The organism is Mesorhizobium sp. LCM 4577 (assembly GCF_001854795.2).
GTDB lineage: Bacteria > Pseudomonadota > Alphaproteobacteria > Rhizobiales > Rhizobiaceae > Mesorhizobium > Mesorhizobium plurifarium.
In genome coordinates, this window is record NZ_MDDU01000021.1 from 43,453 (window position 1) to 62,496 (window position 19,044).

Annotated in this window: 23 protein-coding genes and 1 pseudogene; 7 read left to right on the top strand and 17 right to left on the bottom strand. The window is 60.7% G+C overall.

Translation table 11 applies throughout. From position 1 onward, the window contains the following. Positions 1–540: 540 nt before the first annotated feature. Positions 541–759 carry a hypothetical protein gene (locus LCM4577_RS20935; RefSeq protein ID WP_071033772.1) on the bottom strand — a complete coding sequence of 73 codons (219 nt, stop codon included), beginning with the start codon at positions 757–759 and terminating at the stop codon, positions 541–543. A 26-nt stretch (positions 760–785) separates the two neighbouring features. Here LCM4577_RS20935 and LCM4577_RS20940 point away from each other — a divergent pair, with 26 nt between their 5' ends. Beyond that, a complete protein-coding gene (locus LCM4577_RS20940) occupies positions 786–1,085 on the top strand; it encodes a hypothetical protein (protein WP_338012043.1) in 300 nt (99 codons plus the stop codon). Positions 1,086–1,487: 402 nt separating this feature from the next. On the opposite strand, the gene LCM4577_RS20945 is transcribed toward LCM4577_RS20940, so the two are convergent. Next, positions 1,488–2,090, bottom strand: a complete 603-nt coding sequence (locus tag LCM4577_RS20945) for a general stress protein (RefSeq protein ID WP_040988247.1) — start codon at positions 2,088–2,090, stop codon at positions 1,488–1,490. Between the two features lie 25 nt (positions 2,091–2,115). Beyond that, the gene (locus tag LCM4577_RS20950; RefSeq protein ID WP_041011668.1) at positions 2,116–2,865 is read right to left on the bottom strand and encodes a DUF4142 domain-containing protein; all 750 of its coding nucleotides are present in this window, start codon (positions 2,863–2,865) and stop codon (positions 2,116–2,118) included. 134 nt (positions 2,866–2,999) lie between these two features. Between LCM4577_RS20950 and LCM4577_RS20955 the strand changes: the two genes are divergently transcribed. Further along, complete coding sequence (locus LCM4577_RS20955; RefSeq protein ID WP_157900487.1) at positions 3,000–3,149, top strand: hypothetical protein; 150 nt, start codon at positions 3,000–3,002, stop codon at positions 3,147–3,149. Positions 3,150–3,366: 217 nt separating this feature from the next. On the opposite strand, the gene LCM4577_RS20960 is transcribed toward LCM4577_RS20955, so the two are convergent. From LCM4577_RS20960 to LCM4577_RS20980, 5 genes are all read right to left on the bottom strand, one after another. After that, positions 3,367–3,600, bottom strand: a complete 234-nt coding sequence (locus LCM4577_RS20960) for a hypothetical protein (RefSeq protein ID WP_131803265.1) — start codon at positions 3,598–3,600, stop codon at positions 3,367–3,369. A 511-nt stretch (positions 3,601–4,111) separates the two neighbouring features. Then, the gene (locus LCM4577_RS20965; protein WP_041006103.1) at positions 4,112–4,768 is read right to left on the bottom strand and encodes an outer membrane protein; all 657 of its coding nucleotides are present in this window, start codon (positions 4,766–4,768) and stop codon (positions 4,112–4,114) included. 581 nt (positions 4,769–5,349) lie between these two features. Then, positions 5,350–5,583, bottom strand: coding sequence for a hypothetical protein (locus LCM4577_RS20970; protein ID WP_071073223.1), 234 nt, complete (start codon positions 5,581–5,583; stop codon positions 5,350–5,352). A gap of 1,134 nt (positions 5,584–6,717) precedes the next feature. Then, complete coding sequence (locus tag LCM4577_RS20975; RefSeq protein WP_071073225.1) at positions 6,718–7,542, bottom strand: universal stress protein; 825 nt, start codon at positions 7,540–7,542, stop codon at positions 6,718–6,720. A 169-nt stretch (positions 7,543–7,711) separates the two neighbouring features. Next, on the bottom strand, positions 7,712–8,245 hold the full coding sequence (locus tag LCM4577_RS20980; protein WP_071033767.1) for a flavin reductase family protein: 534 nt from the start codon (positions 8,243–8,245) through the stop codon (positions 7,712–7,714). Between the two features lie 220 nt (positions 8,246–8,465). Between LCM4577_RS20980 and LCM4577_RS20985 the strand changes: the two genes are divergently transcribed. From LCM4577_RS20985 to LCM4577_RS21005, 5 genes and pseudogenes are all read left to right on the top strand, one after another. Then, positions 8,466–8,633 carry a hypothetical protein gene (locus LCM4577_RS20985; protein ID WP_157900488.1) on the top strand — a complete coding sequence of 56 codons (168 nt, stop codon included), beginning with the start codon at positions 8,466–8,468 and terminating at the stop codon, positions 8,631–8,633. Positions 8,634–8,676: 43 nt separating this feature from the next. Then, on the top strand, positions 8,677–9,060 hold the full coding sequence (locus LCM4577_RS20990) for a hypothetical protein (RefSeq protein ID WP_052468141.1): 384 nt from the start codon (positions 8,677–8,679) through the stop codon (positions 9,058–9,060). Positions 9,061–9,127: 67 nt separating this feature from the next. Continuing rightward, entirely contained in the window at positions 9,128–9,424 is a 297-nt protein-coding gene (locus tag LCM4577_RS20995) for a cytochrome c (RefSeq protein WP_244508393.1), read from the top strand. Between the two features lie 54 nt (positions 9,425–9,478). Then, positions 9,479–9,592: pseudogene (locus LCM4577_RS21000) on the top strand (universal stress protein); the annotation flags it as partial. Positions 9,593–9,644: 52 nt separating this feature from the next. After that, a complete protein-coding gene (locus tag LCM4577_RS21005) occupies positions 9,645–10,607 on the top strand; it encodes an alpha/beta fold hydrolase (RefSeq protein WP_071073229.1) in 963 nt (320 codons plus the stop codon). Positions 10,608–10,696: 89 nt separating this feature from the next. On the opposite strand, the gene arcC is transcribed toward LCM4577_RS21005, so the two are convergent. From arcC to LCM4577_RS21050, 9 genes are all read right to left on the bottom strand, one after another. Further along, positions 10,697–11,599: a carbamate kinase gene (gene arcC, locus LCM4577_RS21010; RefSeq protein WP_071073231.1), complete on the bottom strand. Its 903-nt coding sequence runs from the start codon at positions 11,597–11,599 to the stop codon at positions 10,697–10,699. Between the two features lies 1 nt (position 11,600). Beyond that, positions 11,601–12,602, bottom strand: a complete 1,002-nt coding sequence (argF, locus tag LCM4577_RS21015) for an ornithine carbamoyltransferase (protein ID WP_071073233.1) — start codon at positions 12,600–12,602, stop codon at positions 11,601–11,603. An 11-nt stretch (positions 12,603–12,613) separates the two neighbouring features. Further along, entirely contained in the window at positions 12,614–13,828 is a 1,215-nt protein-coding gene (locus tag LCM4577_RS21020; protein ID WP_041011678.1) for an arginine deiminase, read from the bottom strand. A gap of 10 nt (positions 13,829–13,838) precedes the next feature. Continuing rightward, complete coding sequence (gene arcD / locus LCM4577_RS21025; RefSeq protein WP_071073235.1) at positions 13,839–15,305, bottom strand: arginine-ornithine antiporter; 1,467 nt, start codon at positions 15,303–15,305, stop codon at positions 13,839–13,841. A gap of 111 nt (positions 15,306–15,416) precedes the next feature. Continuing rightward, a complete protein-coding gene (locus LCM4577_RS21030; RefSeq protein WP_071073237.1) occupies positions 15,417–16,661 on the bottom strand; it encodes an MgtC/SapB family protein in 1,245 nt (414 codons plus the stop codon). 93 nt (positions 16,662–16,754) lie between these two features. Then, entirely contained in the window at positions 16,755–17,204 is a 450-nt protein-coding gene (locus tag LCM4577_RS21035; protein WP_041011680.1) for a pyridoxamine 5'-phosphate oxidase family protein, read from the bottom strand. Between the two features lie 11 nt (positions 17,205–17,215). After that, the gene (locus LCM4577_RS21040; protein ID WP_071073239.1) at positions 17,216–17,929 is read right to left on the bottom strand and encodes a phosphoribosyltransferase; all 714 of its coding nucleotides are present in this window, start codon (positions 17,927–17,929) and stop codon (positions 17,216–17,218) included. Positions 17,930–17,932: 3 nt separating this feature from the next. Next, a complete protein-coding gene (locus LCM4577_RS21045) occupies positions 17,933–18,361 on the bottom strand; it encodes a DUF2267 domain-containing protein (protein WP_071033833.1) in 429 nt (142 codons plus the stop codon). A gap of 86 nt (positions 18,362–18,447) precedes the next feature. Then, the coding region (locus LCM4577_RS21050; RefSeq protein ID WP_116390120.1) for an aminotransferase class I/II-fold pyridoxal phosphate-dependent enzyme at positions 18,448–19,044 on the bottom strand (597 nt) is incomplete at its 5' end.

Below are 19,044 nucleotides of genomic sequence, written 5' to 3' on the forward strand. Positions count from 1 at the left end.
ATATTCCCCGAACCTTCGCATTCCGATCGAGATAAGAGCGCGTACATTCCCTGATGCAGATTATCCCAGCCTCGCGGTCGCTAAGATTGGTAACGGGAAACTGGGCGGGTTCTTGCAATCGAACAACAGGTTGGCAGTAGCTATCCTGGCCGAAGAACACGACGCCGGCGGCGCAAGATAGCTGGCGTATCGGCAGTAGCTTTTCCTGCGAAGGAAGGCGGCCACCACACTCGAATTCGCGAACACTCGCCTCGCCCAAATCGCACTTTGCCCCCGAGGCAAGTCAGCGAGGCTCGAGCCGCGGTTACCTGTTTGGCGTTAGAGGAGCCACCAAACATCGCCACTGCCTTTTTGATCATGCCTCCAACTGAAACCCAAGAACATGTTCAATTGCCGGCAAAAAAGGGAAGGTCATATACAGCTCCGAGTTGCCTCTTGGAACAACGATGTTGGCGCATCGTTTGGTGGCAATGGAACAGCTTCGTTCAGATTTCGCGGCATTGGCGCAGCCGGGCTATTGGATCGCCCTCGCACTTCTCGTCATCCCTTATGGAGTGGGTGTACTCTTCCTGGTAAGGATTTGCCACCCTGTGTGATTGCATGTGTGGTGCGGTACTTCAACGCGCGGACCTTGGTCAGGATGTTGATCTGGTAGACGGGAGTGTTCTGCGCGAGATCGCTGACTTGGGTGGCGACGACGAAGGAGAACAGCGAGACCGCTGCAAAGGCGCCGGCGAGGCTGGCGATGACCGCGGCCATGCGGGGAATGCCGAGGCGTTTGAGCCATGAAACGACTGGGCGATGGCGAAGGCCAGGAGCACCGCACCGGCGATCGGCAGGAACACCTCGCGCCCGAAATAAAGCGCGGCGACGGTGATGACACGCTCGCCACGGTCGGCAGGGCCGTGCGCGGATGGCCCCTGGAAGCGGCGAGCAGGCTCGCGAGCCCATTACGACGATTGGCCGCCACCATCGAGCCTCCATTCTGTCTGGCGCTGATCCGAGATATCTCGCCCGCGTGCAGCGCGCCCCGGCTCGGTCGTTTGCAGATGCCTATTCTAGTAAATAGCTTGGATCGTTGTTGAGCCGAGGAAGCAATTTGCTGGATAGGCCTGTGGCGCCTCAGCTCTGCAATCCCGCTTACCTGCGAATGCGAACAGCCCGAAACCGTTATTATGTTGTCTTTCCACCGTGGATGTGTACCGAGTGCTTCAGGAGCTTCGCCGCGAGAGATTAATAGCCGTCTCAAACTCAGCGGTCAAAGCGGTCAACCGGCACAAACTGGTGCGGGCAGGAGATTTTCACGCCGCCTAACCTCACCAAAAACGCGCAGCCGCTATGAGGCAACATGCCCCTCAATTTCCCCCCAAGGTTCGATGAGGAAGTAGCGGCCACGGGAAAAGTTCTCAGGGCAGCTAAACAAGAGGTCTTATTTTGTCCCTTGCCGGAAAAAAAGCCCCGCCGATGGTTCGACGGGGCCGCATTTCTCAGAGCGGTGTGGTTCGGCGAACGCGATCGCGCTCGGCCTCGATGTCAAAGGGCTCTGCCGTGTCGTCGAATCCTGTCCATCCGGCGGACACGTAAGCGCTACGCCTCTCATCGAGGTTGACCGAACGCTCGCCTTGCAGAATGCGCTCAGCTTCGCCGGTAAGCCGATCATCCACCCTGGCAGTCACCAGGCTGCCGCCGCGGCGAACGCCCTCGGCATAGACATGCGCATCGCGCTCTGGAACGCCGGACTCCGTCAGCGCTCCGACAATTCCGCCGGCGGCTCCGCCGACCACGGCGCCGCTCACCGCGCCGACGGCCGTTGCGGCCAGCCAGCCTGCCGCCACGACAGGCCCGACGCCGGGTATGGCCATGATCCCGAGCCCCGTGAGCAGGCCACCCGCGCCGCCGACTAGCGCTCCCAGGCCCGCGCCGGCGGCGGCATCTTCGCCAGCTTCTGAAGTCTCATCGTCCCGATACCAATTGTCGGAATTGTTCGCCACGATGCTGATATCGTCTCGCGGCACGCCAATGGCTTCCAATTGGCGCACGGCGCCCAAGGCGTCCTGATAATCATCGAAAAGTCCGGTGACAGTCGTCATTTTTCACTCCATCTCGTGAGTTCGGTTATTGAGCGCCGGCAACCACGTTGCCTTTGAAATCGAGTGCGACGGCTACCTGCTTTCCGTCCTTCTCGGCGGTGCCGCGCCAGATGCCCTGGTCGTCCTTCGTCAGCCCGCTGACATTGGCGAAACCGGCATCCTGGATCCGCGATTTCGCCTGTGCTTCAGTGAAGCTGTTGGCTCCAGGCACTGGGGCGGAAGCGTTCTGGTCTGTGCCTGTCGCCGCCGGCGCGGTGCTGGTGGTTGCCATATTGTCGGTTTTGCCGGAGGCGATCTTTTCGATCATCTCCTTGTGCATCTTGAGCGTCGGCAACGTCTGCTGGGCAAATGCCTTGAGATCCGCATTGTCGCCGTCGGCCGCATAGTCCTGGAACAGCTTGACTGCGTCGGCGTGCGCTTCCTGCTGCATCTTCACGTAGGACTGGTCGGCCGAACCGTTCGACGACTTCAACGCCTCGAGGTCGCTCTTGTGCTTGGCGTCCGTCTCCGCCGGAACCTGAAGTTTCTGCTCGCCGGCGATAGACTGCAGCTTGGCGTTGGCCGGGCCGTGATCGGTAATCATTTTCTGGGCAAAGTCGTTGGCGTCCTGGTCCTTTGCCTTGCCCTGGACGATCTTGCTGGACTCGACCTCGAAGATCCCGCCTTCCGCGGCCTTGTTGACGAAATCCTGCGCCGTTTCGGCACTGAGCGCCGGATGGGCAAAACCCAGTCCGACGGCTGTGCAGAGCGCAGCCGACAACAAATGAAATTTCATGGATATCCTCCAATGCACAGAATTGTGCCTAGAGGCAAACCGAGCGGCGCAGCGTTTGTTCCAACGGCAGTCCGATTTCGCGGCGCACGCCGGCTCGAGCTGCGCGCCTGCGAAGAAGTGTCTCGGCGAGAGTAGTGCCGGCAGTTGAGGCGCCCTATCTGCCGGAGGACTCGGATGCCGACGTTAAGGCGGCCGCGGCGAGCAGCGTCTCGACGCTCCACGAGCGAATGGACCGCGTCATCGAGGGCGATAAGATGGTGCGCAAAGGCACGCCGGGGATGTAGCGCCGTCCGAGGAACAGCCTGTGCGTTCCTGTGGCCAGAACTTGACAACCCCTGGTCGCCGCTGGCAAAAATCTTCACGTTTCCGTGATCAAAGGGGGTGCAATTGAAGAAGACCTACGAGAAGCCTGTCCTTGTCCGCAAGGCAAAGCTGTCGGCTATTGTCGCGGGGCCATCGGTCCCCCCGCCGCCGTCCTCTGATTAAGCGTTCGCCGATTGACTATGAAAGCCCGCTGGCTTCGGCCGGCGGGTTTTTTATTTGCCGCACTGAGTTAAGCAAGGCAGCGACTACCTCCCTCGGCGCTTCGCCGCCTACAAAATGCCGCACCAGGTCATCTGCGCATTTTTCCCATTCCTCCGGCGGGATGCGGTCGTCTGCAATCGACCGTCGAAACGCCTGGCGGATCACGTCGAATTCAAAAGCGGAAATGAAATTAGCTGAGTGTCTGTTCACGGGGCTTTCTCCACGAAGTGGCGAAAGCACCTGAGTTGACTTTCAAGCGTCCGTATGCCGGGGGGGGACGGACGACTTTTCGACAGTACGCCTCGACGGGCTCGGGAGCTACCACATTTGTTGGATGGGTTCTTTTTATTTCTGCCACGCGTTCATTCGAGCAAGATAGCTTTGCTTGGGCCCATGCCGAGGGCCAGCGCTTGCGGCTTGGCGTCGACGAGGTGATACGCCTCTAGGCTGCGCCCCTTCTTTGCGAACCAGCGGGACGCAATAACCGTAAGCCCCGCCAGCCGCAGTCACATCTCCGGTTGTGAGCGGCGTCTTCCGCTTCGGCGGCACACGGTGCGTGACCAGCCTGAGAGTGTCGGCATTAACTGTGACAGGCGCACCAAGATTGACCGTGACCTTGCATTGATCGGCCCGGCGCTGCCGCATTCGCTGCTTGAGATTGCCGCGCAAACAAAAAGCCCCGGACAAATCTGCCGGGGCTTCTAGGAGGTCCGCCAAAAAATTAGAACTTGTAGTTCAGACCGACGCGAACGGTGTGGAAGGGGACTTTGACCACGGCATCTGGCCCTGGCCCCGGGAGATCGAACGTCGTTTTACCCAAGTCTGTGTACAGATACTCGGATTTGAGCGACCAATTGCTGGTGATGGCGTATTCGGCGCCCGCGCCAACGGTCCAGCCAACCTTGGTCTTCGAAAAGCTAGGTCCGCCGAGCCCGGATATGTCGAGCTTTTCGTGACCGTAGGCCAAGCCGCCAGTGCCATAGACCAGGAAGCGATCGACGGGCGTATAGCCGATGCGAGCACGCAGCGTGCCGAACCAATCAACCTTTGTCTCCACAGAGGCGCCGCCGGTCGATAGCTCGCCCTTGACGTCGGAACCCTGGAAGTCGGCTTCCACGCCGTAGACGAATTGGCCAACCTGCCAGTTGTAACCGGCCTGGATGCCGCCCAGGAAACCACTTGAGCTGAGGTCGAAACCACCAGGGCCGCCATCAGAAGGATCAATGCTAAACGTGCCGAAACCGCCGCCTGCGTTCACGCCGATATATGCGCCGGTCCAATCATAGGAAGCAGCAACCGGTGCCTCCTGCAAAGCATCGGCCGCGTAGGCGGTGCCGGTCGCGAGAACGAGAGCGGTTGCAAGAAGAATCTGTTTCACGGAATAGCCCCTTTGTGCCATTGCTTAGCTCAATTGTACGCCCACGAAGCGTCTTCACCTGAGTGCGGATAGCGTTGCTGCCGAACCCCGTCAATTGTCAACGCCGACAAGTTCGAGTGCGTGGATATTGTTCGGAAGATGCGTGGAAGCCACACTTTCGCCTTAGCTAAAATGTTGCTGTGGCAGCCAGGAAGCTGCGACGGGCTTTTCTTTAGGCGTGTCCTAAAGTTGTTAATGCCGCACGGCCGAAAGCGGCTCACAGTGTAAGCCTGCCCGCGCGGTGCGCGCTGGGCAAGGGCCCGGCCTGCCTTGCCTAATCCCCTCTAGACGTCTCCAGGCCGGGCATCGTCTTGCCAGAACAATCTTGGGACCGAACGTCGTGGGCCCGCTTTTGCGCTTCGGCAGCTGCTATATCGATCAAATATGTGAGGAACGGCTCGCCGGAAGCGCTAGTCCTCCGGCGGATCTCCGTCAGCATGGACTGCGCAAACTCCAAGTTCTCAAGCGTTGTGGGTTGATCCAACTGGCCCTCCCATAAATAACGGCTGAGGCGAGTTTATTAGCTGAAGCTTGCGCGAGAATTAATCCTTAGCACTCGCGTTGTCGCCATACCGTGCCAGCACCTCCTGAAGCGCATCAACCGCTGCATCGGTCACGATGACATCCGCCTCGACGACGAACTCGCGACTGTGCCAGCCGATGTAGTCGGGTACGATCTGAAACTGAAAACCGGGTAACGCCGCGCGAAGGTCCTTACTCAGTTCATCAACCAGCTTGGGAATGACCGCGCACATGCGCGGCGGCACGACGATCATGCTGCTGGCCTGCCGGCGAGATGTCATTTCCGCCTTTCGAAAGAACGGGCGGCCAGCTAAGGGCTCGGGGGAGGCAGCTGACAGCCCAGGGGGCTTGGAAGCGTCGGAAAATGGAACTGCCCGGTGATTTTAACCTGCATAAGGGGCCCGCGAGGAGGCGAAGCCGACGCCGCGGAACAAAGAAAGCCAAATCCTGTCCAGGATTTGAACCTAAGACCGACGCTGGAGGCTGCGGCGAGCGAGACTTCGGGTAGGTAAGTCAGCGGTCGGGGGTTACTTGCGGAAGCTTACGGAACAATACGGGAGCGTCCGGGATTCAGCCCGCAAAAACGCAATGGAATCAGCTTTCTTACTACATCCTCCGGGTCTGCCAAATTCTCGACGCCGTCTCTCCGGTCATTGAGCACCTCGCAAGGAACATAGCCACATACGTGGTAGTGATACCTTGAAGCCAGGGGGACGCCGTTGCAGCAACCGCCGGCCAAGATGTGCTACCATTTGTGCTACCTATTGTGATACAACATCGTTGGCAAAGAACAAAAAAGTAAGTAAAAACAACAGCATTTCAATGTGGCGATCCCAGCCAACTGAACCACGAGAAGTTCTTTACGTCTGTGGCCTTGGCGCATTTAAACCGCACCCGCGGGGCCGGGGCGATATGACGAGAAGGCCTACTAGGTTCGTGGCTCCGCGCGTAATCGAGCGATAAGGCGCTGTTGCCCGGAATACCGACCTTGACAACGTCAGTTGAGCCTATCGCGAGCCCAAGTGGTGATCCCGGCAGGAATCGAATGCGACCTACAGATTAGGAATAAGAAGGTGGCTCACTTCGGGTTCTTATCCGGTTGCCAGACCGCGCCAAATCACACGAAGCACATGGATTGGCGAACCGCCCGCAAACTATTGACTTTCTTTGGTAAAGGTCATCCCTCAGCGAATAACATAATCGTTATTTGCCAATGGACTACGAAGAAGTTCGCCAAAGTTGATTCAAGAAGCTGATCCAGCTAGTCGCCGACCGTGTTTATCTTCTACGGGAACGGCAGCTTTCCACCTCATATCGGATGTTGAGTTCAGCGGCAGTCTGAAAGCAGTCATTGGTAGCAACATCACGGAAGTTGGTCCGCTTCGGCGTTAGTTCGACATGAGCCGATTGAGCCAAACCTCATCCAACAGCGAACGGGTAACTCCGCCGAACACCCATTCCCGCACGCGGCTGTGTCCGTAGGCGCCTGACACGACCAACTCCGCCTTGACCGAGGCGAGGAAATCAATGAGACGGCTACCTTCATCATCGTCCGTTCTGATGACTTGGGTCCGCGCCTTGATGCCGTGCCCGGCGAGGAAGCTAGCGACGTCCTTGACTCCGTCTCCAATCCAATCACCCGGATTGGGATCAACCGCCACCACGATGACTTCATTGGCCATGGCCATCAGCGGCACTGCATCTGCCACGGCGCGCCTTGCCTCGCGCGTGTCCTTCCAGGCGACGACGACTCTGCCAAGCGGCAAACTCGCCGCGCCACGAGCGGCGACCAGCACGGGTCTACCGACGCGCAGCACCAAACTGCCCGGATCGGCCATACGGTAGCCGTCACCCGTGGATGCGCCCAAGGAGGCGCCCGTGACGACGAGGTCGGCAAGAAGAGAAGCTCTGACGAGGGCATGATCCGGATTCTCGACCGTGTCACGCCATTCCGCCTTGACCGTTCCGGCGAGCTCGTTGAATTTGGAGTGCTGATCATTCAGCCTTTGCCGGATTTCGTTCCTCGACTGCTCCCAAAGCTCAGCAGCAATCGCCGCACCCTCGGGCGCCGTCGTCACCGGCAGCGGGGCGTCCACGGCGCAGAAGCCAATCAGCTTTGCATCGAAACGTTTGGCAAGATCGATGCCGATCCGCATCAGCGGTTCGATTGAACCGTCAATGCCTAGGTTCAAGAGAATGGATCTGTAGCTCATCGGGCGCTTCCGGTTCGAGAGTTTCGGTGCACCGAAGCTAGTTTTGCAGAAACATCTCACCTTGATGTCGATCAAAATGGCGCCGAAGTGGTAACCGGCTTCCGACAAAGACATGCGCAAAACAAAAACCAAAAGCGCACGGAGCGAATCTGAAAGATCGCGACACGCTTTACGGAATGCGGGATTGGAAATGGACCGACTCGCCATCCACAACGAAGTTGCCATTTCCGACGTGATGGATCGTCTTCGGTTTCGGTTGAACCGGGTCGACCCAGGCTTTCAGGACCTCAAGGACGAACAGGTTACATCTGTTCACCAGGCGTGTATCGATGGCCCGGCATTCGAGATTGGCGTAGCACTCGGCGATCAGGGGAGCCGAAACTCGCTCGGCGGGAAGGGGCGTCAGCCAAGCTGTCGCGAACTTGTCAGTGTCGCGTCCGGAGCAGTTTCCAACCTTGACGACTTTTTCCGCGAGGCCAATGGCAGGGATCGCGACTACGCATTCCTTCGTTTGACGCAAGGCGAAGAAGGAGAAGTCGTCGCTCGATACGACGCAGGCGATTGTCGGCGGCGCGATCCCCGTCATCATGTGCCAGGACATGGTCATGACGTTCGCGCGACCCTGTTTTGACCTGGTTGTCAGGAGGACAACGGGACCGGGCTCGATCAGCCGATAGACTTCGGCAAGCGGCAGTTCCTTCATCGCAGTCCTCGTTTCTGCTCTTCGCAAGACAGTTGTTTCAGCGATGTCGTGCCAGCCAATGCCCTTCCTCGCCTTGATCGAGGTCAAAGTCGGAAGGCGGGGACGAGAAGGGAAGCCAAGAGGTCGATGCTGGTTTGCGCCTGGCGGCCGATTGATCGGGATCAATGCATGCCGGAATCGACCTTGCGATGTTAGATCAGAGCCACACGAGGATCAGTTCATGTCCGCTGAAGGCATTCTCTTTTGGGGCGTCCTGCTTTGCCTCGCTTGGATCGCCGGGGTCGGCATCTATTTCGAAACGGCGTCTTCCAAGAAACGCAAGCTCGATGCGGTGAGCCATGGCTTCGGCCGCCGCTCAAGGCCGCGCCACCCGAAGATCAGGCGTTGACGTTAAAGCCGAACACCGAAGCCGGACACCAAGGAACGTTATGATGAGTTGGAATGTAGAAGAATTCAACGCGCCGGATCTGCTGCCGTTCGTGAAGGCAGGGCAGAAACTATCGCATGCCGCTGTGGCGCTGCAGATGCAGTCTACCGGTGCACTGTTCAGTTTGCAGATAGAAGCAGCATCCTTTCTCAGCCGGCGGTTTTGGGATGATCTGAGGCTGATCGAAACGCTGATGAGGCGGGACGAATTCGCTGATGCTTACGATGTGTTCGTCAACTTTTTCCAGAACGCCACGTCGGACTATACCGGCGAGGTCGCCAGGCTTGCGTTCCTGGGCGCCGGATTCGCTTCGGAAACGGCGGGCCGAGCTCGAGAAGAGGCCGAAGCCACGATCGAAGACATGCGGGCAGCCACCCTCGCTCCTTAGCCTGATGCGACCAAGCAGGACCCTGTCGATGATGCGATCCAGGCCAGCGCTTTCGATCCTACTGCTTATGTTCGCACTCGGTGTTGCATCGTCGGCCTGTGCTGGCGAAGACACGCAGATCGTTCGTGGAAAAAGACTGGTCGAGAAAAACTGTGTTCGCTGTCACGCGGTCGGTCCGGGTGGCCAGAGCACCCATCCCGACGCCCCGCCATTCCGATTGCTGCACCTGCGGTACCCGATCGAAGATCTTCAGGAAGCTCTGGCCGAGGGAATATCCACCGGACATCCGGACATGCCCGAGTTCGTGGCGTCTCCCGATCAGATCGTCGCGATTATCAGCTATATTAAAAGCCTGGGGCGATGATGTCGGTCGATAATTAGCGCCGCACTCGAGGATTATGCCAAAAGGATCAATGGCAGCCTCCTTGTCATGGGCGGATGGGGCCATTCTCGCCTCCGAGACTTTGTACTCGGTGGGGCAACCGAGGGAATACTATCGGATCTGCGCTTGCCGGTGCTGATGTCGCACTAGGCGCGGGCGACGTCGCGATCACCGAAGGGGTAGAAGGGCAGGAGCATTCGCGATGAGTCGAATTGGCAGTTTCCTGCTGGTCACGGTCATCGCCATGGCGACCACGATTGGCGTGGCTTTCTTGCTCTACCGGAACGAGCTTGGTCGTCTGCGCCATGCCGTCGGCCAAGGCAGTCTGGTCGCCAACCTCGACATTGGCCCGATCGAATATGCCGACAGCGGCGCGGGTTTTCCGCTGCTGTCGGTCCACGGCGCCGGCGGCGGTTTTGACGTTGGACTCGTCCTTGCCGCCGATCTTGCAGGTGGAGGCTTCCGGGTCATCGCGCCGTCGCGCTTCGGCTATCTGCGCACGCCCGTTCCCAGAGACGCCTCTCCAGCCGCGCAGGGCGACGCGCACGCGGCGCTGCTTTCCAGATTGAACGTCCCCAAAGCGGTGGTTGTCGGCGTTTCGGCCGGCGCTCGTTCGGCGGTCGAGCTGGCACTGCGGCACCCTGACAAGGTTGCCGCTCTCGTCCTGATCGTCCCAGCGCTTTACTCGCCCACTAGCCCCGTCTCGATCAATGTGAGTCTAGGCAACAGGATCGCTTTCTGGGCCGTCAATGTCGGCGGCGATTTTGCATGGTGGGCCGCCGAGACCGCCGCACCGTCGATACTCATTCGCTTTCTCGGTGTTCGGCCGGCGCTGGTATCGGTCGCGCCCCAGGCCGAGAGGGAACGCGTTATGAGCTTCGTCAGGAGCGTCGAGCCGCTGTCGCTGCGTTTTCCCGGAATCAAGATCGACAGCGTCCCCGAGCTGCACGAACTGCCGTTGAAAGAAATCACTGCGCCGACAATGGTCATCTCCGCGCGCGATGACCTGTTTAACACGCTGCCGGCAGCGGAATTCGCGTCTGGCAAGATCACCGGTGCAAAGCTGATCGTCTATGACACCGGTGGACATCTGTTGGTTGGACACGCTCAGCAGGTTCGCGAAGCAATCCGAGGGTTTCTGGAGGGAGCGGGCGTGCGTCCGTGATCCGATAGGCCGTAGCTCAGCATCGGCATCAGGAACCGGATACCGTGCCTTTTCCTCGCTCCGGCTGTGAGGATGAGTTCCGAACGAGGCTAGGGCTCAAACCAGGTGCCTTGACGCCGTTTGACGATCTCCGCCGCGTCCTCGAGCCGGCCGATCGCTGCGGGATTGCCCGTCGCCTGCACGAACGCGTTCGCGGCACTGATCTTGGGTCCCATCGAGCCGGCGGCGAAATTCTTCCCCGAAAGCTCCGTTGCCCCGACATTGCGCAGTGCGCGGGCATCCGGCGTGCCGTAGCCTGCATAGACTGCATCCACATCCGTGAGCATCAAGAGCATGTCGGCCTTCATCTGGCGCGCCAGCAGCGAGCTGGCCAGATCCTTGTCGATGACGGCTTCGACACCGACCATACTGCCATCTTCGCGCGCGACAACCGGAACGCCACCACCACCGGTGCAGATGACGATGACATCGTGCTCTACGAGGAAGGAAATAACGGATGCTTCCAGAATCTCGATCGGACGGGGCGAGGGCACGACCCGGCGCCATATATTGCCATCGAGCGCTATGGCCCAGTGGCGTTCTCTTCCGAGCCGCCGGGCTGTCGTTTCGTCATAAACCGGGCCGATCGGCTTTGTCGGACGCAAAAAGGCACGATCGTTCGGATCGACCTTCACCTGCGTCAGCAGTGTCGCGTACAGTCGCTGAGAGGCGAGGTTGGCGAGCTCCTGCTCGATCATGTAGCCGATCATGCCTGCGCTCTCGGCACCCAGAACGTCGAGCGGGAAAGCCCCATCCGATGAGGCAGCCGACTGGAGCGCAAGCAAGCCGACCTGCGGACCGTTGCCATGCGTAATGACGAGCGAATGGCCTTCGTCAATCAGCGCGGCGAGGGCGGACGCCGCTCGCTTGACGTTGTTGCGCTGGTTTTCCGCCGTCATGGGTTCACCGCGCCGCAACAGCGCATTCCCGCCGAGGGCGACGACGATCAGCATGTCAGTTGCCGATCGTCGCGACGAGCAGCGCCTTGATCGTATGCATGCGGTTCTCCGCCTGGTCGAAGACGATCGAGGCGTCGGACTCGAACACCTCGTCAGTCACCTCCATGCAGTCGATGCCGAATTCGCGCGCGATATAGGCGCCGACTTCGGTTTCTGTGTCGTGGAATGCCGGCAGGCAGTGCATGAACTTGATATGCGGATTGGCGCTGGCCGCCATCACTTCTTTCGTCACCCGATAGGGCTTCAGCAGACGGATGCGTTCCGGCCAGCCGGACTTGTCTTCGCCCATCGACATCCAGACGTCGGTATAGATGAAGTCGGCATCCTGCACGCAGCCCTTGATGTCTTCATCGAGCCGGAAGCGGCCTCCGCTGCGCTCGGCGAGTTTCTTCACATGGTCACAGAATTCCTGGTCGGGCCAGAGTTCCTTCGGCGAGGCGATGCGCATGTCCATGCCGACCTTCGCGGCTCCCAATGCCAGCGACTGGGCGACATTGTCGCGTCCCTCACCGACGAAAGCGATGGTCATGTCCGACAGATGCTTGTGCGTGAACTCGCGCATCGTCATGAAATCGGCGAGGATCTGGGTCGGGTGCGCTTCATCCGTCAGGCCGTTGTAGACGGGCACGCCGGCATGCGTTGCCAGCATTTCGGCCTGATGCTGGGCAAAGCCGCGATATTCGATGGCGTCATACATGCGGCCGAGCACGCGGGCGGTGTCCTTCATCGACTCCTTGTGCCCGATATGGCTGCCGGAAGGACCGAAATAGGTCACATGGGCGCCCTGATCATAGGCCGCCACCTCGAAGCCTGTCCGTGTGCGTGTCGAATCCTTTTCGAAAATGAGGGCGATGTTCTTGCGAACCAGGCGCGGTATCTCATGCCCAGCCTGCTTGGCGGCCTTCAGATCGGCGGCCAACTTCAGAAGGAAACGGATTTCTTCGGCCGAAAGGTCATCCAGTGAAAGCACCGAGCGGCCATGCAGGTTGATCGACATTGGATATCCTTTCAGATCGGGTCGCGTGCAATGGGGCAGGTCATGCAATGACCGCCGCCGCGGCCGCGGCTGAGCTCGGCGCCCTCGACGGTGATCACCTCGATGCCGGCGCGCCGCAGAAGCGTGTTGGTGTAGACATTGCGGTCATAGCCGATAACGACTCCCGGCTCGACCGCGACGACGTTGTTGCCGTCGTCCCATTGCTCGCGCTCGGCCTCGTAGCGGTCGCCGCCGGTGGCGATGATGCGCAGCGATTTCAGGCCGAGCGCTTCCGCCACGACCTTTGTGAAGGGGGTGTTCTCTTCCCTGACCTCGACCGCCGCATCGCCGTCTCCGGGCCGGATCGAGAAGGTGCGCAGCCTGTCGACGACGGGCGGATACATGGTGGCAAGGTCCCGGTCGCAGAAGGTGAAGACGGTGTCGAGATGCATGAAGGAGCGGTCGCGTGGCATCAGCGCCGCGATCACGTGCGTGGCTTCGCCGGCTGCGAACAGGCTGCGGGCGAGATCGCCCACCGCTTGCGGCGTCGTGCGCTCTCCCATTCCGACGAGAACGACGCCTCCGCCGACGGGCATGACGTCGCCGCCTTCCAGACTGATACCTGTTCCTGCCTGCGGCGATACGAATGGCACGCCGCTGTCCCGGAAATGCGGGTGGAAGCGGTAGACCGCCTCGACATTGGCCGCTTCCGGTCGCCTGGCAGGCCAGTACATGGGATTCACGGAGACGGAGCGGTAGATCCAGCAGGAACTGTCGCGGGTGAAGAGCTGGTTCGGTAGCGGTGGCAACACGAAGTCCTGGGGCGCGAGCGTTTTCCCAGTCAAACCCTTGGGTTCGAACGGCAGCTCCGCGCGGGCGATGCCGCCAACGAGACAGGTTGCCAGCAGGCCGGCCGACATTTCGTTCAGCCAGCCTCGCATCTCGTCGACCATGTCGAGGCCAACAACGCCGGCGTGCACCCGGCGATCGAGGAGCCAGTCGCGGGCCTTGCCGATCCCCATGGTCTCGGCGAGGAGCTCGCCGAAGGAATGAACCACCACGGCGCGCTCACGCAAGGCATCGACGAAGACGTCGTGCTCCTGGCGCGCCCGCTTCACCCACAGCACGTCGTCGAACAGTAGCGACTTGCAGTTGTCCGGGGTCAGTCTGCGCAGGCTGAGGTCCGGCCTGTGGACCATCACCTCGCGCAGGCGACCGACTTCCGAATGAACCCCCAGATTCCCCATGAGACGGCCCTCAAAGCGCGCTGACGGCGCCGGTCCACATCTCGTAGACGGCAAGGATTGCGACTGCGACAAGCGCGACGGCGATGACGGCCTCCACGGGGTGGAAAGCGCGCTGATTGGCCTCGCGGCGGGCCCAGACATAGAAGATGATGCCCGGTGCATAGAGGATCGCGCACATGAACAGATACGCAGGTCCCGCCGCATAGACGAGCCAGAGCCCGTAGATCGTTGCCAGCACGCCAGCGAAGAGCGGGCCGGAACGCCGCTCGCCGCTCTCGTAGCTCTCCCCGGTCAATGCAAGTTTCGCGGCAAGGGCGCCCGAGAAGATGTAGGGGACGAGAATTGCCGCCGAGGCGATGTAGAAAAGCGCCTGGTAGGTGCTCTGGGCAAAGAGTGTGATCACCAGGAACGCCTGGACCAGCAGGTTGGTGATGAGCAGGGAGGTCGAGGGGACACCGCGTTCGCTCTCGCGGCCGAAGAACCTCGGCATCGTTCCGTCCTTGCCGGCGACATGCGGGATCTCAGCGGCGAGCAGGGTCCAGCTCAGGAAGGCTCCGACGACCGAGACGACGAGCGCAAGATTGATGAGCACGGCGCCCCAAGGCCCGACAACCGCCTCCAGCACGCCCGCCATGGACGGGTTCTTGAGGGCGGCCAGCTCGGGCTGACTCAAGATGCCGAGCGAAAGCAGCGAGACCAGCGCATAGAGCGCGAGGCAGGTGAAGAAGCCGAGCACCGTCGCGGTGGCGATGTCCTTGCGCCGTTCTGCACGGGCTGAGAACACGCTGGCGCCTTCGATGCCGATGAAGACCCACAGCGTCACCAGCATCGTGCTCTTTACCTGAGCGGCGATCGTACCAAGCGAAGCGTTGCCGAGCCCCGTGAAGTCGAGCGACCAGACGTTGAGCTTGAAGGCGACCGCGACAACCCCAACGAAAAGGACCACCGGGGCAATCTTGGCCACGGTCACGATCGTGTTGACGATTGCAGCCTGGCGAATGCCTCCAAGAACGAGGAAATGAATGATCCACAAAAGGATGGATGCGCCAAGCACCGCCTGCCAGGTGTTCCCGTCTCCGAAGGCGGGGAAGAAATAGGACAACGCGCTGAAGACGATTACGGCGTAGGACACATTGCCGACCCATGCGCTGATCCAATAGCCCCAGGCGCTGTTGAAGCCGATGAAGGGGCCGAAGCCGGCTTTGGCATAAGCGTAGGGGCCGGCATCGAGTTCGGGCCGGCGCACCGCCAGCGACTGGTAGACGAATACCAGCGCGAGCATGCCGACGGCCGTGACCGTCCAGCCGATCAGGATAGCAAGCGGGCCGGCGCCGGCCGCCATGTTCTGGGGCAGGCTGAACACGCCCGAGCCCACCATGGAGCCAATGACGAGTGCCGTAAGCGATCCCAGCCTCAATTTCATCGATGCTGTGGTCGCGGCTTCCCGGACAGGGACATTGATGTCTGTCGTGGCCATAGGGCCCTCCCACCTTGAATGATAGGAGCAGTTCAACAGGAATGGGGCTTGCCAGCCTTGACGCCGGTCAAATCTGAATTGGCGCCGGAGCCGACCGCAAATCGCGCTCCCCTAGAGGAACCGCATGACGCAATAGCCCGCAGTCGCGGCGATCAAGGTCATGCCGGCCACTGGCAGCCAGAATTTCACCGGCCCTGCCGACATCGCCAGGCACAGGCGGCCAATGGCGTTGGCCGTCAGCGCGGTCAGCACGGCTTGCCCGATGGTTTCGATGGAAACCGAGTGCTTGGCCAGCCGCAGGGCGCTGAGCACCGAGGCATCGACATCAAATGCACCCGCAACAGCGGAACTCGCCAGCAGACCTTGTTCCTGAAACCGGGAGGCCAATGCGGCGCTTGCGGTGGAGGCGAATGCGAACAGCAGCGCAAATATCGTCAGCGGCATCAGCTCGAACGGATTTCGCGATGGGGCAGGGCTGTCCTGTTTCTGACCCGCAATCGCCAATGCGGTTGCTCCGCAGGCTGCAAATGCGACCGCAGCAAAAAGTGCTGCTATGGCGATGAATGCTGCGACGTCCGGCGCCAGCAGCAGGACCACGAGACAGACACGCAGGACCGAGACCATCGCGGCCAGCGAGGCCGCCCCTGACAGGGATAAGGAATTGTTCGACGCGCTGGCAGTGCGAGCCAGTGACAGGGTGACAGCAGTTGATGACACCACAGCGCCGGCAAGCGCGCTGACAATCAGACCACGAGCAGTTCCGAGGATGCGCACGGCGACGTAGCCAGCGAAAGAAATCGAGGCCATCAGCACGGTGAGCAGCCAAATCTCCCGCGGATTAAAACCGCCCCAGGGGTCATAGGCCCGGTCAGGCAGCAGGGGCAGGACTATGGCGGTCATCGCTGCCAGGACCAATGCCGAGCGAAGCTCAATCCAAGTGAGGCGCTTCAAAAGGCCATGCAGGATTTCGCGGCTGGCAAGGAGTGCCGCCAGCGCCGCGCCGCCTGCGGCTGCAACGCGGAAATCGCCTGCTACGCACAGGGCTCCAAGCACAAAGACAGCCAAGCCGGCAATGACCGTCGTGACGCTGAAATCCTCGTCATGCGCGGCTTCACGCGCCTTGTACCATGCAAGGATGCCGGCAAATGCGAGGAAGCCGGCGATCAATACGGAAATCGCGTTGAGGGCTTGCTCCAACGCCGCGATGATGCCGCCGAGAAGCCCCGCAATGCCGAACGTCCGGATGCCCGCCGTGCGGCTATGGGCAGCCGCGTCGCGCTCCTGCCAACCGCGCTCCAGGCCGACGAGCAACCCAATCGCCAAAGCGACGCCAAGTTGAAGGATGAGCGCGTCCATGTGGGCTTGCCCTTGACCGGATTGCGGATGCGTCCGCCGGATGTCGACCTGCGGCGTTGCAGCCTGCCTTGCGCACGGCGCACCACGCCTCAGTCAAGTCTCCATCGCCTCGCGGCCCGAAACTTCCGCGATAAATATCCTGAAGAATACATGCGGGCGATGCTCGGCGACCGAGGATGTTGCCGGTTTGAGCGCGCCAGGCTCCCACCAGTCGGTGTGCCTGCTCAGCAACGACCAAGCGTGATCGAGCTGCACCTTGTGTCCGATCCGATCTGGAAGCTCCTCGTAACGGCCATTGACGACGACGCTCTTCCAACCTCGGTTCGTGCCATGCTCGTCGACTTGCACCGAGACGAGCGGGTTGGCGCGCATCCAGTCGATCTTCTTGCCCGGCATGGAGAAGGCATAAAGATGATTGTCGGCATGGGCATAGTAGAATGGCACGATATAGGGTTGCCCGTCCTTTGCGCAGGCCAGGCGGCCGACCCTGTTGGCCGTCAGAAGTTTCGTACATTCCAGAGTGGAAAGCGTGCGGATCTCCATGGCTAAAACTCCTAAGTGCCGGCTTCATGCCGTGATTTGCTTGCGGCGTTTGTGCCGGAGCTTCTTCTTTCGAAAGCAGGGTGGCGATCCTGGCGAAGCTGGGCCATGACATCGAGCACATCATTGTCGGAAAGCTGCGGAAAGTTGCCATAGTAATAGCTGAGCGCCCGGAAGCGCGCTGGCTGGTTGAGACAGATGGTCAAATCCGCTTCTTGTGCAAGTTCGTCCACTGTTTCCGGTGGCGCGACGGGGAGCGCCACGATGATCTTTCGGGGAGAACGTCGCTTCAACGCCCGGATGGCCACCTTCATCGTCGTCCCGGTTGCCGCCCCGTCGTCAACGACAATCACTGTTTTGCCGGCCACCGACTGGGGCGGCTCCTTGCCGCGATATAATGCCCGCCGCCGCTCCAATTCCGGCCGTTCCTGCGCGATCAAAACACGAAGGGCGCCATCATCGAGAGCATAGGCCTCCACGATCTCACGGTTAAGAACGACGTCCGGCGGATCGCCGTCCACGATGGCGGCCACGGCAAGTTCTGGATTTCCTGGCGCTCCGACTTTGCGAACGATGACCAGATCCATGGGTGCCTGGAGAACCTTGGCCACTTCGGCCGCTATAGGAACGCCGCCGCGCGGCAAGGCGAGTACAATTGGATCCTTCAGCTGAAGCGCCTCCAACGAAGCTCCGAGCTTCTGCCCCGCCTCCTGCCGATCGCGAAACATCGGTCATCCCTCCGGCCAGAGTTGACGCAGCGACTTCTTCATCGAGTTCCGGACCTGGACGATTTCGCCGTGGGAAATGTGACGGTCGAGCAGTCGGAACACAACTGCAATAGCCTTATCGACGTCGATCTCCGGCTCATAACCGAAGCTCTTCCTGACGCTGATGACGAAGTCGCGCTTCTTGCGCTCACACACGGAGCCGGGTGGGTTCCACCCCTCAAAATAGATTCCACGGATCAAGGTGGGCAATTGTGCCGACAGATCCGCCGTTTCCTGTGGCGAGAGCCAGTCGCGCAAAGTGTGCAGGACTGCCTTCAACAGCCGGAACGCACTTTGTTCGTTCCAATCCAGGTCCTTGGCAAGCTCGTTTACCCATTGCTGCGCTTGATCGGCAGCATGCGTGATTGAGGTGTGCGAAACAGAGTGTATCATGGCTGGCATCCCTGAACGTGGTTTCCTTTTTTCCTCCTTTGGAAGCCCCGCGCATTGCGTCGGATCAAAGTTCGACGTCCTCGATTTCAGCCGCCCGCCGCCGCCGTGAGCAGCGGAATGATCCGGTCGGTCTTGGCGACGGCGGGACGGCCTGAGCTGGCATAGGGGATGCCCAGCGCATCCCAGGTCTCGACCAGCGCGTCCTGCAATTCGGCGATCAGCGCATCCGAATGGAACGGCGTTGGCGTGATGCGCAGCCGCTCGGTGCCGCGCGGCACCGTCGGATAGTTGATCGGCTGGATGTAGATGCCGTGCACGCCGAGCAGGCGGTCGCTGGCCATCTTGCAAAGCTCGGGATCGCCGACCAGCACCGGCACGATATGGGTGGCCGATTCCATCACCGGCAGGCCGGCGGCGGCAAGAACCTCTTTGGTCCTGGCTGCCTGGCGCTGCTGCGCGTCGCGCTCGGCCTGCGAGCGCTTGAGGTGGCGGATGGAGGCGGTGGTGGCGGCGGCGATGGCCGGCGGCAGCGCGGTGGTGAAGATGAAGCCCGGCGCATAGGAGCGAACCGCATCGATCACCGCGCTCGTTCCCGTGATGTAGCCGCCAAGCGTGCCGAAGGCCTTGGCCAAGGTGCCCTGGATGATGTCGATGCGGTCGGCCAGTCCCTCGCGCTCGGTGAT

What these genes read in the sequence shown, in the direction of transcription:
- LCM4577_RS21005 (WP_071073229.1), top strand. Translation starts at nt 9,645, where the DNA reads ATGAGTCGAATTGGCAGTTTCCTGCTGGTCACGGTCATCGCCATGGCG.
- LCM4577_RS21030 (WP_071073237.1), bottom strand. Translation starts at nt 16,661, where the DNA reads ATGGACGCGCTCATCCTTCAACTTGGCGTCGCTTTGGCGATTGGGTTG.
- argF (WP_071073233.1), bottom strand. Translation starts at nt 12,602, where the DNA reads ATGTCGATCAACCTGCATGGCCGCTCGGTGCTTTCACTGGATGACCTT.
- LCM4577_RS21040 (WP_071073239.1), bottom strand. Translation starts at nt 17,929, where the DNA reads ATGTTTCGCGATCGGCAGGAGGCGGGGCAGAAGCTCGGAGCTTCGTTG.
- LCM4577_RS21020 (WP_041011678.1), bottom strand. Translation starts at nt 13,828, where the DNA reads ATGGGGAATCTGGGGGTTCATTCGGAAGTCGGTCGCCTGCGCGAGGTG.
- LCM4577_RS20950 (WP_041011668.1), bottom strand. Translation starts at nt 2,865, where the DNA reads ATGAAATTTCATTTGTTGTCGGCTGCGCTCTGCACAGCCGTCGGACTG.
- arcD (WP_071073235.1), bottom strand. Translation starts at nt 15,305, where the DNA reads ATGGCCACGACAGACATCAATGTCCCTGTCCGGGAAGCCGCGACCACA.
- LCM4577_RS21035 (WP_041011680.1), bottom strand. Translation starts at nt 17,204, where the DNA reads ATGGAGATCCGCACGCTTTCCACTCTGGAATGTACGAAACTTCTGACG.
- LCM4577_RS20970 (WP_071073223.1), bottom strand. Translation starts at nt 5,583, where the DNA reads ATGATCGTCGTGCCGCCGCGCATGTGCGCGGTCATTCCCAAGCTGGTT.
- LCM4577_RS20935 (WP_071033772.1), bottom strand. Translation starts at nt 759, where the DNA reads ATGGCCGCGGTCATCGCCAGCCTCGCCGGCGCCTTTGCAGCGGTCTCG.
- LCM4577_RS20945 (WP_040988247.1), bottom strand. Translation starts at nt 2,090, where the DNA reads ATGACGACTGTCACCGGACTTTTCGATGATTATCAGGACGCCTTGGGC.
- arcC (WP_071073231.1), bottom strand. Translation starts at nt 11,599, where the DNA reads ATGCTGATCGTCGTCGCCCTCGGCGGGAATGCGCTGTTGCGGCGCGGT.
- LCM4577_RS20975 (WP_071073225.1), bottom strand. Translation starts at nt 7,542, where the DNA reads ATGAGCTACAGATCCATTCTCTTGAACCTAGGCATTGACGGTTCAATC.
- LCM4577_RS21045 (WP_071033833.1), bottom strand. Translation starts at nt 18,361, where the DNA reads ATGATACACTCTGTTTCGCACACCTCAATCACGCATGCTGCCGATCAA.
- LCM4577_RS20985 (WP_157900488.1), top strand. Translation starts at nt 8,466, where the DNA reads ATGTCCGCTGAAGGCATTCTCTTTTGGGGCGTCCTGCTTTGCCTCGCT.
- LCM4577_RS20995 (WP_244508393.1), top strand. Translation starts at nt 9,128, where the DNA reads ATGTTCGCACTCGGTGTTGCATCGTCGGCCTGTGCTGGCGAAGACACG.
- LCM4577_RS20990 (WP_052468141.1), top strand. Translation starts at nt 8,677, where the DNA reads ATGAGTTGGAATGTAGAAGAATTCAACGCGCCGGATCTGCTGCCGTTC.
- LCM4577_RS20980 (WP_071033767.1), bottom strand. Translation starts at nt 8,245, where the DNA reads ATGAAGGAACTGCCGCTTGCCGAAGTCTATCGGCTGATCGAGCCCGGT.
- LCM4577_RS20940 (WP_338012043.1), top strand. Translation starts at nt 786, where the DNA reads ATGAAACGACTGGGCGATGGCGAAGGCCAGGAGCACCGCACCGGCGAT.